Genomic DNA, 16,582 nt, shown 5'->3' on the forward strand with positions numbered 1-16,582 from the left:
AGTAATAACGGGCGGCACTTTAGCAGTTTAAGGCGCCAATTGCCCGTTCCACGGTGGTGGCCGGCCTACCGTCGGTAAAAAAATAGCGGATTAGAGGGCCGGGGCACGGCACAAGCCGCTACACCTTGGGGCATAATGCCGACACTTTCATGACCACTGAGGGATTTTATCTTCATGCCCTCGCCTTTTTTCCCCTCGACTGCAGGGTTCTATTTCACATGATCAAATCTTTGCGCCCACTGCTCCTCGCCAGTTTTCTTTTGCCCCTGGCCCTTCCTGTTTCCGCCGCTCAGATCAACACCGCGCTGACACCCAACGTTGAAAAGGCCCTCAAGGCCAGTAAATTGCAGGACAGCGCCCTGTCCCTGGTGATGATCCCGCTGAACGGCCCCGGCACCGCGACCATTTTCAACGCCGACGTCTCGGTCAACCCGGCCTCGACCATGAAACTGGTCACCACGTACGCAGCCCTGGAAATGCTCGGCCCCAATCACCAGTGGAAAACCGAGTTCTACACCGACGGCACCCTGAGCGGCGGCATCCTCAACGGCAACCTCTACCTCAAGGGTGGCGGCGATCCAAAGCTGAACATGGAAAAACTCTGGCTGCTGATGCGCGACCTGCGGGCCAACGGCGTGACCCAAGTCACCGGCGATCTGGTGCTGGACCGCAGCTTCTTCGTACAACCGCAACTGCCGGAATTCAATGATGACGGCAACGACGAGAACAAACCGTTCCTGGTCAAACCCGACTCGCTGATGGTCAACCTCAAGGCCCTGCGTTTTGTCGCACGTAACGACAACGGCAAGGTCCTGGTGTCGGTGGAGCCGCCGATTGAGACGATTCGCATCGACAACCAGGTCAAAGCGATCAACTCCAAGCAATGCACCGGTGGCGTTCGCTACAACCCGGTGACCCAGGCCGATGGCAGTGTGACCGTGACGGTTGGCGGCCAATTGGGCGATGGCTGCAGTTCGCAGACCTACCTGTCACTGCTCGACCACGCGACCTACACCGCCGGCGCCGTGCGGGCGATCTGGAAGGAACTGGGCGGCAGCATTCAGGGCAAGGATCGTCTGGCGGCCACGCCGAAAGACGCCAAGGTACTGGCTCGGGCCTTCTCGCCGGACCTGGCGGAAATCATTCGCGACATCAACAAATACAGCAACAACACCATGGCCCAGCAGCTATTCCTGAGCCTGGGCCAGAAGTTTCGCAATGATGCCGACGGCGACGACGCCAAGGCTGCCCAACGCGTGGTGCGTCAGTGGCTGGCCCAGAAAGGCATCACCGCGCCGCACCTGGTGATGGAGAACGGCTCCGGCCTGTCCCGCGCCGAACGGGTGAGCGCCCGTGAAATGGCCGGCATGCTGCAAGCAGCGTGGAGAAGCCCGTACTCGGCGGAATTCATCAGCTCGCTGCCGATTGCCGGCACCGACGGCACCATGCGCAAACGCCTGAAGACCACCGCGATGCGCGGTGAAGCCCACGTCAAGACCGGCACCCTGAACACCGTGCGCGCGATTGCCGGCTTCAGCCGCGATGTGAATGGCAATACCTGGGCGGTGGTGGCGATCCTCAACGACAAGGCCCCGTTTGGCGCCTCGTCGGTACTGGATCAAGTACTGCTGGACCTGTATCGCCAGCCGAAAGTGCCGGCCACGGCTTCGGTGTTGTAAACACGCTTTAAGATCAGGAGATCGCAGCCTCGTTTCACTCGACAGCTCCTACATGGGATTGCGGTCCCCTGTAGGAGCTGTCGAGTAAAACGAGGCTGCGATCTTTCAAGGCGACAATCTTTTCTACAGAGGCTGCGCCTCAACCCGATCCCGCCCCCCCTGCTTCGCCGCATACACCCCCGAATCCGCCCGCAGCAACAGCGCATCCGCGCCTTCGCCGACCTGCCAACTGGCAATCCCGAAACTGGCGGTCACCGTGCCGACGCCGTCGATCGGTGAACTGCGCAACGCTTGCCACAACTGCAAGGCCAGCACATGGGCGTGTTCGCCGCTGATGTCCGGGCACAGCACCATGAATTCCTCGCCGCCCAAACGGCAGAACACATCGGTGCGGCGCAGGCGATGGCCGATGCGCTCGCACACGGCTTGCAGTACCCGGTCGCCCACGGCGTGGCCGTGCTGGTCGTTGATGCGTTTGAAATGATCGATGTCGAGCATGATCACCGACAACTCGCCGCCCCCGCGCTCGACCCGGGCCATTTCGGTGGTCAGGCGCTCCTGGAAGTAGCGACGGTTGTGAATGCCGGTCAAGGAGTCGGTCACCGACAGCGCGCGCAGTTCTTCCTCGACCCGTTTCAGGTCGGAGATGTCGGAGATATAACCGTGCCAGAGCACACCGCCGCCCGGCAGTTCTTCAGGGGTCGCCTCGCCACGCACCCAGCGCAGGCCGCGCAAGGGCAGTTGCACGCGGTACTCTTCGCGCCAAGGGCTGAGGGTGTCCGCCGAGGCGCGGATCGAGGCGCGGATCGAGGCGCGCACGCGAGTCGAGTCTTGTGGATGAATCCGGGTGAAAATCGCTTCGGCGTTGAGCAGCAACACGTCCGGTTCCAGTTCGTAGATTTCGCGGATGCCGTCACTGGCATAAATCACGCTGAAGCGGCCGTCGAATTCCATCTTGAACTGGTAGATGCCGCCGGGCACGTGGGCGCTGAGTTTCTTCAGCAGCAAGTCCCGCGCCGCCAGGGCTTCGTGCACGCGCTTGCGTTCGGTGATGTCGATGCAAATCGCCAGGTGCCCGACCCACAGGCCCTGCTCGTCCAGCACCGGGGTCGCCAGCATGTTCACCGCAAGGTGACTGCCATCCTGGCGCACCAGGGTCCACTCCCGGGCTTCGTGACCACCCTCCTCGCCGCCCTCGACCAGCATCGCCTGGCAGGTCGGGATCAACTTGCCATAGCGGGCGCTCAACTCGGCCGAGCGGGCGACCAGTTCCCGGGGAAAGTGCAGGCTCTCCAGGGTCATGTGCCCCACCACTTCAAACGCGCTGTAACCGAGCATCTGCTCGGCGCCCGCATTGAAGGTGCTGATGACCCCGCGCAAGTCGGTGGCGATGATCGCTACTTGGGTCGCGGCATTCAGCACGCCGCGCAACTGGCCATGGGTACCGCGCAGCTCCTGTTCGCGAGCGCGCAGTTCCTCGGTGCGTTGCTCAACCATTTTCAGCGCGCGCTGACGCTGGCTGACCAGCACGTAGAGCAAGGCGCTGAGCAACAGGCTGAGCAAGCCGCCGAGCACCACCAGGCTGCTCACCGAAGAATGGTTGGCTTGCAGGAAGGCCTCGCTGGGCTGGATGTCCACTTGGTAGTCGTGGTCGGCCAGGCGCAGCAACCGACTGGTGGCCAGCTCACTGACGGCCGGCGAATTCGCCGACTCATACAACACTTCGTGCTGATCGTTTGTGGATAAGTCGAGGATGCGCACCGTCAGATAGTCATGCCCCGCCTCCGGCAAACCATCGGCCAGCAACTGGTGCATGCTGATCACGGCCATGACGTAACCATACGGCTTGATCGCGGCCGGTTCAGGGCTTTCACGCCGAATGACCGGTGCCACCAGCAGCACACCCCGGGCATAGGCCGGCTCGACGCTCACCAGGTGCATCGGCTGAGAAACCGCCATGCCACCGCGCGCGTCCGCCCGTTCCAGCGTGGCTCGCCGCAGCGGTTGGGCGAGCAAGTCATATCCCAGCGGCGAACCGAGTCGACTTTGCGTCTGGCTGTAAAGCACCACCACGTATTCACTGCGCTCGGCCGCCAGTTGCAGTGCGCCGTCAGCATTGAGTTCCCGGATGGAAAAGTCGCTCAAGCCTTCGGCACGCACTTGGCGCTCAAACGCCGGGCGTTCCTCACGGCTCACCCGCTGGGCGAACGAGTACGCCTGGGTGCGGTGCAGCAAAGGTTGGGTGTAACCGTCAAATTCGGCGCGGGACACCGATTCGGAATTGGCAAAGAACCGGCGCAGGCCATCGAGGCGCTGCTCCTGATCTTCGAAACGCTCTTCGATACGGCTGTAACGTTCACTGGCCAGCAGTTGGAAGCGTTGCCGTAATTGATGGTGAAACAGGTTCAGCGTGGCCCAGGCCAGCAACCCGGTGAGAATCCCGCCAGCGAGCAATACCAGTATCGCGACCAACCAGGCCGAGACGTCTTCGCTGATAAAACCCAGGATCTTGGGGCGCACGGCGTGCAACGACATAAACGCAACTCAAAACGCCAGGTGCCGGAAAAGCCCTTTGGCCATGCTTGAGTTATAGCTATTAGCCACTAATTTGACCAGCGCTGAAAGAATCCACGAGCCTTTAAAAATCAAGGCTCTGTGGATCCAATCAGGCCGAGTGTCAGCGGGCCGTGATTTTCCAGGCGCGGTGGATCTTGCCGTTGCGGGCAAAGTCCGGATCGATGGTCTTGTCAGTGATCTCCTCGACCGCATAACGGGTGGTGAGGTTCTCCTCCAGCACGAACTTGCGGAAGTTGTTGGAGAAGTACAACACGCCGCCCGGGGCCAGGCGCGCCATGGCCAGGTCGATCAACTGCACCTGATCACGCTGCACGTCGAAAATCCCTTCCATGCGCTTGGAATTGGAGAAGGTCGGCGGATCGATAAAGATCAGGTCGAACTCATCGCGGCAGGCATCCAGCCACACCATCACATCGCCCTGCTCCAGGCGGTTCTTGTCGGAGAAACCGTTCAGCGACAGGTTGCGGCGCGCCCAGTCGAGGTAGGTTTTCGACAGATCAACGCTGGTGGTGGTGCGCGCACCGCCCTTGGCCGCGTGGACACTGGCCGTCGCGGTGTAGCAATACAGGTTGAGGAAACGCTTGCCCTCGGCCTCTTTCTGGATGCGCATGCGCATTGGGCGGTGGTCGAGGAACAGACCGGTGTCGAGGTAGTCGGTCAGGTTGACCAGCAACTTGACGCCGCCTTCATTCACCTCGACGAACTTGCCCTGAGCAGCCTGACGCTCGTACTGCTTGGTGCCGCTCTGACGCTCGCGACGCTTGACCACCACGCGGCTCTTGTCGATGTTCAAGGCCTGCGGAATGGCGGCCAAGGCATCGAACATGCGGGCCGAGGCTTTTTCCGGGTCGATGGTTTTCGGCGCGGCGTATTCCTGGACGTGGACCCAATCCTGGTACAGGTCGATGGCCATCGAGTATTCCGGCATGTCGGCGTCATACACGCGATAGCAGTCGATGCCTTCACGCTTGACCCACTTGCCCAGGGCCTTGAGGTTTTTCTGCAAACGGTTGGCAAACATCTGCCCGCCTTCGCTCAAGCGCGGTTGCTCGATCACCACCGGTGCCGGTTTGATCGGATTGCCGTTCTTGTTGTACTTCTCATACTTGCCCGGTGCCACGTCGTTGTCGGCGACTTCGACTTCAGCCTGCTCGCGCTCGACCTGGCGCTGTTCCGGGGTGCGGCGTTCGCCGGTGACGAACTGATCCGGGGTGACCTTGATCAGCAGCAACTTGCACGGCAATGCGCCGTTCCAGAACGAATACTGTTTGTGGCTGCGGATGCCCATGCGCTTGCCCAGGTCCGGGGCGCCGGTGAACACCGCCGCTTCCCAGTTCAGGCAGGCCTGACGCAGGCGTTCGCCAAGGTTCTGGTAGAGGTAGAGCAGGCTCGCCTCGTCGCCCAGACGCTCGCCGTACGGCGGGTTGCAGATGACCAGGCCTTTCTGGTTCTGGTCCGGGCGCGGTTCGAAAGTGCCGACTTCGCCTTGGTAGATCTTGATCCACTCGCTCAGACCGGCACGTTCGACGTTATTGCGGCCCGGTTGAATCAGGCGCGGATCGGCTTCGTAACCGCGAATCCACAGCGGTGGCTTGGCCAGGCCAGCGGCGCAACGTTCGGTGGCTTCTTCGTGGAGTTTTTTCCACAGGGCCGGGACGTGGCCCAGCCAAGCGGTGAAGCCCCACTGCTCGCGACGCAGGTTCGGTGCCATATCGGCGGCGATCATGGCGGCTTCTACCAGGAACGTACCGACACCGCACATCGGGTCAGCCAGCGCGCCGCCTTCGGCCGCAATGCGTGGCCAGCCGGAACGGATCAGGATGGCGGCCGCGAGGTTTTCCTTCAGCGGTGCCGCGCCCTGCTGCAAGCGATAGCCGCGCTGGTGCAGGCTGTGGCCGGACAGGTCGAGGGAGAGGATCGCTTCGCCACGGTCCAGGCGCAGGTGAATGCGCAGGTCCGGGTTGAGTTTGTCGATCGACGGACGGTCGCCCTGCGGAGTGCGCAGTTTGTCGACGATGGCGTCTTTGACTTTCAAGGCGCCGAAGTGGGTGTTGTCGATGCCCGAACCGTGACCGCTGAACTCGACGGCCAGGGTGCCGTCGTTGAGCATGTGGTCTTGCCACTCGATGTCGAGCACGCCGTGGTACAGGTCTTCGGCGTCTTTCATCGGGAAACGCTTGAGCACCAGCAGCACCCGGTTCGCCAGACGCGACCACAGGCACAGGCGATAAGCGGTTTCCATGGTGGCCATGCCGCGCACGGCCGAGGTGTGTTCACGCGCTTCTTCAAGGCCAAGCCCGACGGCTTCCTCGATAAGCAGGCCTTCAAGGCCTTTAGGGCAAGTGAGGAAGATTTCGAATTGATCGGACATTGGAATTTCAGAGCCTTTGGCTAAGTGAACCGACAACGCATTGCCGGCCCGGTTTTCAATCAAGCGCTTTTCTAAAAGAGCGCCCGCGTGGCACGAAAGTGTGCCGTCCCACCCTGACTGCTCGGGTTAAAAGAGCTTAGATGTCAGGGCAGATAAAAAAGTTGATGCAACAAAATGTCATAAAGCGACCCTTCGTCGAATAGTACCCGAGTGCAACGGTGGGCCATTCTCACTAAAGGATTAACCCCATCATTTAGCTCGGGGCCGATCATACCGGGGCTTTGAGCAACAAACACGTTACAAACGCCTTGTTACTTATGGCCATAGCATCTTTATGGTTACGTCCTTATGACAAAACGATCATTCCCTCGATGTGACGCATTGGTTAGAACTCAACACAGGTTGACGCCGCAACGACGTCAACACCTTGGCTCGCGACGCCGGCAGCGAGCCGCCAACGGCAGAATTTTTCTGCCAGACCTCGATTGAGGTCGACGCGATAAATACAGTCAACAAGTGAGGGCAACACCCTATGAGAAGACTTAAGCGTGATCCGTTGGAAAGAGCATTTTTGCGCGGATATCAATATGGCGTTGGTGGCAAATCCCGTGAGCTTTGCCCATTTACTCTACCGTCGGTACGCCAAGCCTGGATCAATGGCTGGCGAGAAGGACGTGGCGACAACTGGGACGGTATGACCGGCACTGCGGGAATCCATAGACTCAACGAACTTCACGCCGTTGGCTAACAAAGGGCCTGACACTGCAACACAATCATTTGAATACGTAACACCTTAACCACGCACGTCCCATCCGGACGGCGGGCTCCGGCCCAGGGGCACCTTCGAGGTGCCCTTTTTTATGCCTGTAAAGCTTCAATGACTACCCAGCCGGAACACACACCCTGTAGGAGCTGCCGAAGGCTGCGATCTTTTGATCTTGATCTTGTGTTCACCCAAGGATTGCCGAGAAGCAAGATCAAAAGATCGCAGCCTTCGGCAGCTCCTACGGGGGGTTAGCGCAAGGCTGCTATGGCGTCGACGGATTCGCGGATGAGCGCCGGGCCTTTATAGATGAAGCCCGAATAGAGTTGCACCAGGCTCGCGCCGGCAGCGATTTTCTCAGCCGCGTGCTTGCCTTCGGTGATGCCGCCCACGGCGATGATCGGCAAACGACCGGCCAATTCTGCCGCCAGGACCTTAACCGTGTGGGTGCTCTTGTCGCGAACCGGCGCGCCGGACAAACCGCCCGCCTCGTCGCCATGCTCCATGCCTTCGACGCCGACACGGCTCAGGGTGGTGTTGGTAGCGATCACCGCGTCCATCCCGGTTTCGATCAGCGCCTGGGCGACCTGCGCGGTTTCTTCGTCGGTCATGTCCGGGGCGATCTTGATCGCCAGCGGTACATGCTTGCCGTGACGCAACGCCAGCTCGGCGCGACGCTGCGCCAGGTCGGCGAGCAATTGCTTGAGCGAATCACCGAACTGCAAGCTGCGCAGGCCCGGAGTGTTCGGCGAGCTGACGTTCACCGTCACGTAGCTGGCGTGGGCGTAGACCTTGTCCAGGCAAATCAGGTAATCGTCCACCGCCCGTTCAACCGGTGTATCGAAGTTCTTGCCGATGTTGATACCCAGCACGCCCTTGAACTTGGCCGCTGCAACGCGAGCCAGCAAGTGATCAACACCGAGGTTGTTGAACCCCATGCGGTTGATGATCGCCTCGGCTTCCGGCAAGCGGAAAATCCGTGGTTTCGGGTTACCCGGTTGCGGACGCGGGGTGATGGTGCCGATTTCAACGAAACCGAAACCCAACTGGGCGAAACCGTCGATGGCCGCGCCGTTCTTGTCCAGACCTGCCGCCAAACCCACCGGGTTCGGGAACTCCAGGCCCATGACCTTCACCGGCATTTTCGCCGGGGCCTTGCACAGCAAGCCGTTGAGGCCCAAACGCCCGCCCGCGCCGATCAGGTCCAGGGACAGATCGTGGGAGGTTTCCGGGGAAAGTTTGAACAACAGCTGACGGGCCAGGGTGTACATGGGCGGGTTTGACTCGAATGACGGCGAAATGAGGCGGCGATTATAGCCGGGCAACGGCGCTGCTTGCGAGGCGCACTCGCAAATCAATGCTCGATGGCATATGCCTTGCACCGGCTCAGGCATCAGTACTCATGCCAACGACGGGATGAGTCGACGGACAATGGCGTCGTCACCCGGTTCTGCTCACGCAGGGACCTGGGACGACGCTTTTTTTTGGAAGGTGTAATCCGATGAATGAAACCACAGTCGGCCCGTTGGCCTGGGTCAACGGCAGCGATGCCCCGGAAAAGTCCTCGATCGACGTAGGCTTTATGGCCCTCAGCGACTGCGCCTCGGTGGTGGTCGCCGCCACTCAGGGCTTCGCCCAACCCTATGGCTTGACCCTGAACCTCAAGCGCCAGTCATCCTGGGCCAGCCTGCGGGACAAACTGGTCAGCGGCGAACTCGACGCCGCCCACAGCCTCTACGGTCTGATTTATGCGGTGCACTTGGGCATTGGCGGTGTCGCGCCCACCGAGATGGCGGTGCTGATGGGCCTGAACCAGAACGGCCAGAGCATCAACCTGTCCCACGGCTTGCAGGCGCTGGGCGTGACCAGTCCTGAAGCACTGGATCGGCACGTGCACCAAACTCGCCCAAAACTGACCTTCGCCCAGACCTTTCCGACCGGCACCCACGCGATGTGGCTGTATTACTGGCTGGCGAGTCAGGGCATCCATCCGCTGCAAGACGTCAACAGTGTGGTGGTGCCGCCGCCGCAAATGGTCGCGCACCTGCAAGCCGGGCGCATCGACGGGTTCTGCGTCGGCGAGCCGTGGTCCGCCAGCGCAGTCAAACAGAACCTCGGCTTTACCTTGGCAACCACCCAGACCATCTGGCCCGATCACCCGGAAAAAGTCCTCGGCTGCACCCGCGCCTTTGTCGAGCAATACCCCAACACCGCCCGGGCGCTGGTAATGGCAATCCTCGAAGCCAGCCGCTTTATTGAAGAAAACCCGGAAAACCGCCGCAGCACCGCACAGCTATTAAGCGCCCCCGAGTACCTCGACGCGCCGCTGGACTGCATCGAACCGCGCTTGCTGGGGGATTATGACGACGGCCTGGGCAATCGCTGGCAAGACCCGCACGCGTTGCGCTTCCATGGCGGCGGCGAGGTCAATTTGCCGTATCTGTCCGACGGTATGTGGTTCATGACCCAGTTCCGCCGCTGGGGCTTACTGCGCGAAGACCCGGATTACCTCGGCGTGGCCCGTCAGGTCCAACAACTAGACTTATATCGTGATGCCGCGACGGCGCTGGGCATCTCAGCCTGGGGCCAGGAAATGCGTAGCAGTCAGTTGATCGACGGCAAAATCTGGGACGGCTCGGACCCGGCCGGCTATGCCCGCAGCTTCAAACTGCATGCCATGAGCGACAGCTCGCCCCTGCTCGCCAGCCGCTGACAGGAGACCACGACTATGTTGCGTATCCTGCTGATCAACGACACCGCGAAGAAAGTCGGACGCTTGAAAGCCGCGCTGACCGAGGCCGGGTTCGAGGTGATTGACGAGTCCGGCCTGACCATCGACCTGCCTGCACGCGTCGAAACGGTGCGCCCGGACGTGATTTTGATCGATACCGAGTCACCGAGCCGCGATGTGATGGAGCAAGTGGTGTTGGTTTCTCGTGATCAGCCCCGGCCGATCGTGATGTTTACCGATGAGCACGACCCCGGCGTGATGCGCCAGGCGATCAAATCCGGGGTCAGTGCCTACATCGTCGAAGGCATTCACGCACAACGCTTGCAGCCAATTCTGGACGTAGCCATGGCCCGCTTCGAAAGCGACCAGGCTTTACGCGCGCAACTGCATGCCCGGGATCAGCAACTGGCCGAGCGCAAGCGCATCGAGCTGGCCAAGGGGCTGCTGATGAAGATGAAGGACTGCAACGAGGAAGAGGCCTACACCCTGATGCGCCGCCAAGCCATGAGCCGCCAGCAGAAGCTGATCCAGGTGGCAGAGCAGATTATTGCCATGAGTGAATTGCTTGGCTGAAGGACGCCATCGCGGGCAAGCCTCGCTCCTACAAGGTTTGTGTCGATCACAACATTCGAATTGCACAAAATCCTGTAGGAGCGAGGCTTGCCCGCGAATGGCCTCGACACGGTTTCACCGGTTGGCACAGATCTGGCTAAGTAATCGATACAGGTAACCAACGGCGGTTGCCCCACCTACGACAAAGACGTCGCTCACCTCATTCGCCCATGGCGGATTCGGTGGCGGCGTTTTTTTGTTTTTGGCCCCAGAGACCGGGGCCGGTGGTGCGGCCGTAGCGGCGCCCCACCTGCAAGCTCATGACTCCTTCTCGAGACTCCCTACAGCTGAGGTGCGCGATGAAATCAAGCTTTTGGAAATCCGGCCATACCCCGACATTGTTCGCGGCCTTCCTCTATTTCGACCTGAGTTTCATGGTCTGGTACCTGCTCGGGCCATTGGCGGTGCAAATCGCCGCCGACCTGCACCTGACCACTCAACAACGCGGCATGGTGGTGGCTACGCCGATTTTGGCCGGTGCCGTGCTGCGCTTCCTGATGGGCATGCTGGCTGATCGCCTGTCGCCAAAAACCGCCGGGCTGATCGGCCAGGTGATCGTCATCAGTGCATTGTTTGGCGCCTGGAAACTTGGCATCCACAGTTACGAACAGGCGCTGGTGCTGGGGCTGTTCCTCGGCATGGCCGGTGCGTCCTTCGCCGTGGCCCTGCCGCTGGCGTCGCAATGGTATCCACCGCAGCATCAGGGCAAGGCCATGGGCATTGCCGGTGCCGGCAACTCGGGCACGGTGCTTGCGGCACTGATCGCTCCGGTACTGGCCGCCGCGTTCGGCTGGAGCAACGTGTTCGGCTTCGCGCTGATCCCGTTGATCCTGACCCTGATCGTCTTCGCCTGGCTGGCCAAAAACGCGCCGGAACGGCCGAAAGCCAAATCCGTGGCTGACTACTTCAAAGCCTTGGGCGACCGCGACAGTTGGTGGTTCATGTTTTTCTACAGCGTGACCTTCGGCGGCTTCATCGGCCTGGCGAGCGCCCTGCCCGGCTACTTCAACGACCAATATGGCCTGAGCCCGGTCACTGCGGGCTACTACACCGCCGCTTGTGTGTTCGGCGGCAGCCTGATGCGGCCGTTGGGCGGCGCCCTGGCGGATCGCTTTGGCGGCATTCGCACGTTGCTGGGGATGTACACCGTGGCAGCGATTTGCATCGCGGCCGTGGGTTTTAACCTGCCGAATTCCTACGCGGCGCTGGCACTTTTCGTCTGCACCATGCTCGGTTTGGGGGCGGGTAACGGTGCGGTTTTCCAACTGGTTCCGCAGCGTTTTCGTCGCGAAATCGGTGTGATGACCGGCTTGATCGGCATGGCCGGCGGCATCGGTGGTTTCGCCCTCGCGGCAGGCATGGGCGCAATCAAGCAAAGCACCGGCAGCTATCAACTGGCCTTGTGGTTGTTCGCCAGCCTCGGCGTACTCGCCTGGTTCGGCCTGCACGGGGTAAAACGTCGCTGGAGAACCACCTGGGGTTCGGCTGCCGTGACAGCGGCTCGGGTCTGAGGCATCGATGAGCCTGCAACTGAGTTTCGCCGAAGCCAGCGCCACCGGGCCCCGCGAAGAGAACCAGGACGCCCTGCGCCTGGTCACCCCCGCCCCGGCGCTGGCGGCGAGCAAGGGTTACCTGTTCGCCATCGCCGACGGCGTCAGCCAGTGCGCCGATGGTGGCCTTGCCGCCCGTTCGACCTTGCAGGCGCTGGCGCTGGATTACTACGCCACCCCGGAAACCTGGGCCGTGGCCGAGGCGCTGGAGCGCCTGTTGTCAGCACAGAATCGATGGTTGCAGGCCAATGGCGGCGGGCAACCGCTGCTCACCACGGTCAGTGCCTTGGTCATGCGCGGCAGGCGGTTTACCCTGGCCCATGTCGGCGATTGTCGGGTGTATCGCTGGCACGCCGATCAGTTGCAACGGGTCAGCGAGGATCACGTCTGGGATCAACAAGGCATGCAACATGTGCTCAAGCGAGCGCTGGGGCTCGATCAGCATCTGGTGCTGGATTTTCTTGATGGCGAACTGCGGCTCAACGAGAGTTTTGTGCTGCTCAGCGACGGCGTCTGGGCGGTGTTGGGCGATACCGCGATTGCGGCCATTCTGCGCGATCAACCGGATATAGAGAGTGCCGCGCAAACCCTGGTCAACGCGGCGCACCTGGCCGGCAGTCAGGACAACGCCAGCGCCTTGCTGGTGCGGGTCGATGCCCTCGGTGAAACCAGCATCGGCGATGCGTTGATTCACCTGCAGCAATGGCCACTGCCGCCCGCGTTGAAACCGGGACAATCCTTCGAAGGCTGGCAGGTCGAGGGAATCCTCGGCCAGAGCCAGCAATCGCTGCTCTATCGGGTGCGGGACGCGCAACAACAACCCTGGCTGCTGAAAACGCTGCCCGGCCATTTGCACGACGATCACTTGGCCGGTCAGGCGTTGCTCTCGGAGGAATGGTTTCTCAAACGGGTGGCGGGTCGGCATTTTCCTGAAGTCCATGCCGCCAGTCAGCGTCAGCATTTGTACTACGTGATGCGCGAATATTCGGGGCAGACCCTGGCTGAACTCTACGCTCAGACCGGGCCGCTACCCCTGGCGCAATGGCAGGAGCTGGCCGAACGCCTGCTGCGGGCGGTGGGCATGTTACATCGACGGCAGATCCTGCACCGCGACATCAAACCGGAGAACCTGCTGCTGGGTGACGACGGTGAGTTGCGACTGCTGGACTTCGGTCTCGCCTACTGCCCCGGCCTGTCCGAAGACCAGCCCTGCGCCCTGCCCGGCACGCCGAGCTACATCGCGCCGGAAGCCTTTAAGGGTGACGCGCCGACCCCGCAACAGGATTTGTATGCGGTCGGTGTGACGCTGTTTTTCCTGCTGACCGGGGAGTATCCCTACGGCGAAATCGAAGCCTTCCAGCGCCCGCGATTTGGTCTGCCGGTCAGCGCCAGTCGCTACCGGCCGGACCTGCCGGAGTGGTTGGCGCAGAGCCTGGCGCGAGCGGTCGCGGTCGATCCGCAACAGCGCTTTGAAACGGCGGAAGAATGGTTGTTGTTGCTGGAACAGGGTGAGCGCCACAGTTTGAGCGTGCGCCCCCGGCCCTTGCTGGAACGTGAGCCGCTGAAGGTTTGGCGGACGTTGGCGCTAGGGTCGCTGGTGGTGAATCTGCTGCTGTTGTTTCTGGTTTTTCATGGTTGAGCGTTATCGCCGCCGATCACCGTCATCTCGCGAGGAATATTCGATGAACGCAAAAGTCTGGTTGGTGGGTGCGGGTCCTGGTGACCCTGAATTACTGACCCTCAAGGCCGTTCGGGCATTGAGGGACGCGGATGTGGTGCTGATCGATGATCTGGTCAACGAGGCGGTGCTTGAGCATTGCCCGACGGCTCGGATCATTCCGGTGGGCAAACGCGGCGGTTGTCGCTCCACGCCGCAAGCCTTCATTCATCGGCTGATGCTGCGCTACGCCCGCCACGGCAAATGCGTGGTGCGGCTCAAGGGCGGTGATCCGTGCATTTTCGGGCGTGGTGGCGAAGAGGCGCAGTGGCTGCGCGAACGTGGCGTAGATGTTGAACTGGTCAATGGCATCACCGCTGGCCTCGCGGGCGCGACGCAATGCGATATCCCGCTGACCCTGCGCGGCGTGGCACGCGGTGTGACATTAGTGACCGCCCACACGCAGGACGGCAGCAGCTTGAACTGGCAGGCCTTGGCTCAGGGTGGCACGACGCTGGTGATCTACATGGGGGTGGCGAAGCTCAGCGAAATTCGTGTGCAACTGCTGGCTGGCGGTATGGCGGCAGATACGCCGGTGGCGATGATCGAAAACGCATCCCTGCCCCACCAACGGGAATGTAGGAGCGATCTGACAGCTATGGAGGACGATGCCTACAGCTTCGAACTAAAGAGTCCCGCTATTCTGGTCATCGGCGCTGTGGCGGCTTTTGGGGAGAGCAAAAGATCGCAGCCTGCGGCAGCTCCCATAGAAGCGCGATGCATCAGTGCGGCCCCGTAGGAGCTGCCACAGGCTGCGATCTTTACGGAGCGCCGCTCAAATCGCAGACAAAGAAAAGCCCGGCCTAAGCCGGGCTTTTCAGAGCTGCAAACTAATTACTTAGCTTGGGCTTCAACCTTCGCTTCTACGCGACGGTTTACAGCGCGACCAGCTTCAGTTTTGTTGTCAGCAACTGGGCGGGATTCGCCGTAGCCAACAGACTGAACGCGGGATGGCGAAACACCGTACTGGTTGGTCAGAACTTGTTTAACGGCGCTTGCACGACGCTCAGACAGTTTCTGGTTGTAAGCGTCAGGACCGACGGAGTCAGTGTGACCTTCAACAGTAGTGGTGGTGGATGGGTACTGCTTCATGAAGTCAGCGAGGTTCTTGATGTCAGCGTAGCTGTTAGGCTTAACGACCGACTTGTTGAAGTCGAACTTAACGTCCAGCTCAACACGAACAACTTCAGCAACTGCTGGGCAGCCATCAGCGTCAACAGTTACGTTGGCTGGGGTGTCCGGGCACTTGTCAACGTTGTCGCAAACGCCATCGTTGTCGCTGTCGGAGCAGACTTCAGCTGGAGCAGGAACTGGAGCAGCAGCAGGCTTGTTGCCGCCACCGAAGTTCACGCCCAGACCAACGGAAGGAGCGTAGTCCCAACGGCCGTTGTCCAGTTTGTAGTCAGCTTCAACGCCAGCACGGGCGAAGAAGTTTTCGGCGAAGTAGTACTTAACGCCAGCGCCAGCAGTCAGGAAAGTCGACTGGTCGCGACCGGTGTGGCCGTCAGCGGCTACGTTGGTCAGGCTGCCGTGCTTAACGCCGCCTTCAACGTATGGGCGCAGAGCGTCACCAGCGTTGTTGAAGTGGTACTGAGCGGTCAGACCAAAGTTGTCGCCTTTGATTTTCTGGCTGCCAGTGCCGTCGTTCGAACGGGTGTATTTGTTGGTGTCGTATTTCAGGTTCAACGACACGTCGTCGGTCAAGAAGTAACCGATGGAGGCGCCTGGGTTGAAGCCGTCTTCGACGTGATTAACGCTGTCGTTGTACTGCTTCTTGTAGTTGAGCTCGCCTTCAACTGCGCCTTGGCCTTGTGCCAGAACGCCGAACGAAGTAGCGGCAATAAGAGAACCAATGGCCAAGCCCAAGGTGTTTTTCAGTTTCATCCGTTAAATCCCCATCTGGTGATTGTAAAGCAGTCCCTCAAACCGGGGGACAACTCGGCGGCAAGTCTATCAGAACTTGCCTACACGTAAGAGATATTTGCGCTGAACTAAGTTTCAGCAACGCCTGCAAATTTCTCACGTAATTTATCTAGAGCGCGTTTGTACCGCATTTTTGTAGCACTCAAACCCATGTGCATGATGTCTGCGATCTCCTGAAACTCCAGCTCTGCGACAAATCGTAGCACCAGAATTTCCCGGTCAATCGGGTTCACATACACCAGCCAGCGATCGAGTCCACCCTTGTCCTCGGGTTTCGGCGTCTTTTCTTCAGACGCTTCCTCGAGGGGGTCCAGACTCAAAGCGTCCATCAAGCGACGCTTTCGCCGTTCCTTCCGATACTGCGTGATGCATTCGTTGTACGTGATGCTATATAGCCATGTTTTGAACTTCGATTTACCCTCGAAATTCTTCAAGCCATACAACACCTTCAACATCACTTCCTGACAGACATCGTCTGCGTCGCGATCGTTCCCAAGATATCGTGCACAAACGTTAAATAATGTTCGTTGGTAACGCCGCATCAATTCTTCATAGGCGCGCGTTACGTGAAACAGCTCGGTATGCGAGCGCGCGACCAACTCCTCATCAGAGAGCTCGCGGGGGTCGTAGCGCGTGGAGAGCGATTGAGCTTTATTCAA

Annotated in this window: 12 protein-coding genes; 7 read left to right on the forward strand and 5 right to left on the reverse strand. The window is 60.4% G+C overall.

Annotated elements, in window-relative coordinates; genetic code table 11:
• The first annotated feature begins 218 nt into the window (after nucleotides 1–218).
• Nucleotides 219–1,679 carry a D-alanyl-D-alanine carboxypeptidase/D-alanyl-D-alanine endopeptidase gene (dacB, locus tag V5E99_RS23210; protein WP_499804579.1) on the forward strand — a complete coding sequence of 487 codons (1,461 nt, stop codon included), beginning with the start codon at nucleotides 219–221 and terminating at the stop codon, nucleotides 1,677–1,679.
• 123 nt (nucleotides 1,680–1,802) lie between these two features.
• On the opposite strand, the gene V5E99_RS23215 is transcribed toward dacB, so the two are convergent.
• Both V5E99_RS23215 and rlmKL read right to left on the reverse strand, forming a co-directional pair.
• Nucleotides 1,803–4,214, reverse strand: coding sequence for a sensor domain-containing diguanylate cyclase (locus V5E99_RS23215; protein ID WP_499804580.1), 2,412 nt, complete (start codon nucleotides 4,212–4,214; stop codon nucleotides 1,803–1,805).
• Between the two features lie 142 nt (nucleotides 4,215–4,356).
• Nucleotides 4,357–6,627 carry a bifunctional 23S rRNA (guanine(2069)-N(7))-methyltransferase RlmK/23S rRNA (guanine(2445)-N(2))-methyltransferase RlmL gene (gene rlmKL / locus V5E99_RS23220; RefSeq protein WP_499804581.1) on the reverse strand — a complete coding sequence of 757 codons (2,271 nt, stop codon included), beginning with the start codon at nucleotides 6,625–6,627 and terminating at the stop codon, nucleotides 4,357–4,359.
• A 532-nt stretch (nucleotides 6,628–7,159) separates the two neighbouring features.
• On the opposite strand from rlmKL, the gene rmf reads away from it, so the two are divergent.
• Complete coding sequence (rmf, locus tag V5E99_RS23225) at nucleotides 7,160–7,375, forward strand: ribosome modulation factor (RefSeq protein ID WP_003223300.1); 216 nt, start codon at nucleotides 7,160–7,162, stop codon at nucleotides 7,373–7,375.
• A 266-nt stretch (nucleotides 7,376–7,641) separates the two neighbouring features.
• Here rmf and V5E99_RS23230 read toward each other — a convergent pair whose 3' ends face one another.
• Nucleotides 7,642–8,661 (reverse strand): quinone-dependent dihydroorotate dehydrogenase, encoded by a 1,020-nt coding sequence (locus V5E99_RS23230; RefSeq protein ID WP_499804582.1) that lies wholly within the window; start codon nucleotides 8,659–8,661, stop codon nucleotides 7,642–7,644.
• Between the two features lie 230 nt (nucleotides 8,662–8,891).
• Here V5E99_RS23230 and V5E99_RS23235 point away from each other — a divergent pair, with 230 nt between their 5' ends.
• The 5 genes from V5E99_RS23235 to cobA all read left to right on the forward strand — a co-directional run bounded on the left by V5E99_RS23235 (nucleotide 8,892) and on the right by cobA (nucleotide 14,739).
• Entirely contained in the window at nucleotides 8,892–10,103 is a 1,212-nt protein-coding gene (locus V5E99_RS23235) for a CmpA/NrtA family ABC transporter substrate-binding protein (protein WP_499804583.1), read from the forward strand.
• Nucleotides 10,104–10,118: 15 nt separating this feature from the next.
• The gene (locus tag V5E99_RS23240; protein ID WP_042558507.1) at nucleotides 10,119–10,694 is read left to right on the forward strand and encodes an ANTAR domain-containing response regulator; all 576 of its coding nucleotides are present in this window, start codon (nucleotides 10,119–10,121) and stop codon (nucleotides 10,692–10,694) included.
• 338 nt (nucleotides 10,695–11,032) lie between these two features.
• Nucleotides 11,033–12,244, forward strand: coding sequence for a nitrate/nitrite transporter (locus V5E99_RS23245; protein ID WP_499804584.1), 1,212 nt, complete (start codon nucleotides 11,033–11,035; stop codon nucleotides 12,242–12,244).
• 7 nt (nucleotides 12,245–12,251) lie between these two features.
• Complete coding sequence (locus tag V5E99_RS23250; protein ID WP_499804585.1) at nucleotides 12,252–13,922, forward strand: bifunctional protein-serine/threonine kinase/phosphatase; 1,671 nt, start codon at nucleotides 12,252–12,254, stop codon at nucleotides 13,920–13,922.
• 43 nt (nucleotides 13,923–13,965) lie between these two features.
• A complete protein-coding gene (gene cobA / locus V5E99_RS23255) occupies nucleotides 13,966–14,739 on the forward strand; it encodes a uroporphyrinogen-III C-methyltransferase (RefSeq protein WP_499804586.1) in 774 nt (257 codons plus the stop codon).
• Nucleotides 14,740–14,834: 95 nt separating this feature from the next.
• On the opposite strand, the gene V5E99_RS23260 is transcribed toward cobA, so the two are convergent.
• Together V5E99_RS23260 and sigX are read right to left on the reverse strand one after the other, a co-directional pair.
• Nucleotides 14,835–15,884, reverse strand: a complete 1,050-nt coding sequence (locus tag V5E99_RS23260; protein ID WP_499804587.1) for an OmpA family protein — start codon at nucleotides 15,882–15,884, stop codon at nucleotides 14,835–14,837.
• A gap of 107 nt (nucleotides 15,885–15,991) precedes the next feature.
• Entirely contained in the window at nucleotides 15,992–16,582 is a 591-nt protein-coding gene (sigX, locus tag V5E99_RS23265) for an RNA polymerase sigma factor SigX (RefSeq protein ID WP_163909195.1), read from the reverse strand.

The organism is Janthinobacterium sp. LPB2021202312-11-4, from assembly GCF_037049705.1.
In the GTDB taxonomy this organism is placed as follows: domain Bacteria; phylum Pseudomonadota; class Gammaproteobacteria; order Pseudomonadales; family Pseudomonadaceae; genus Aquipseudomonas.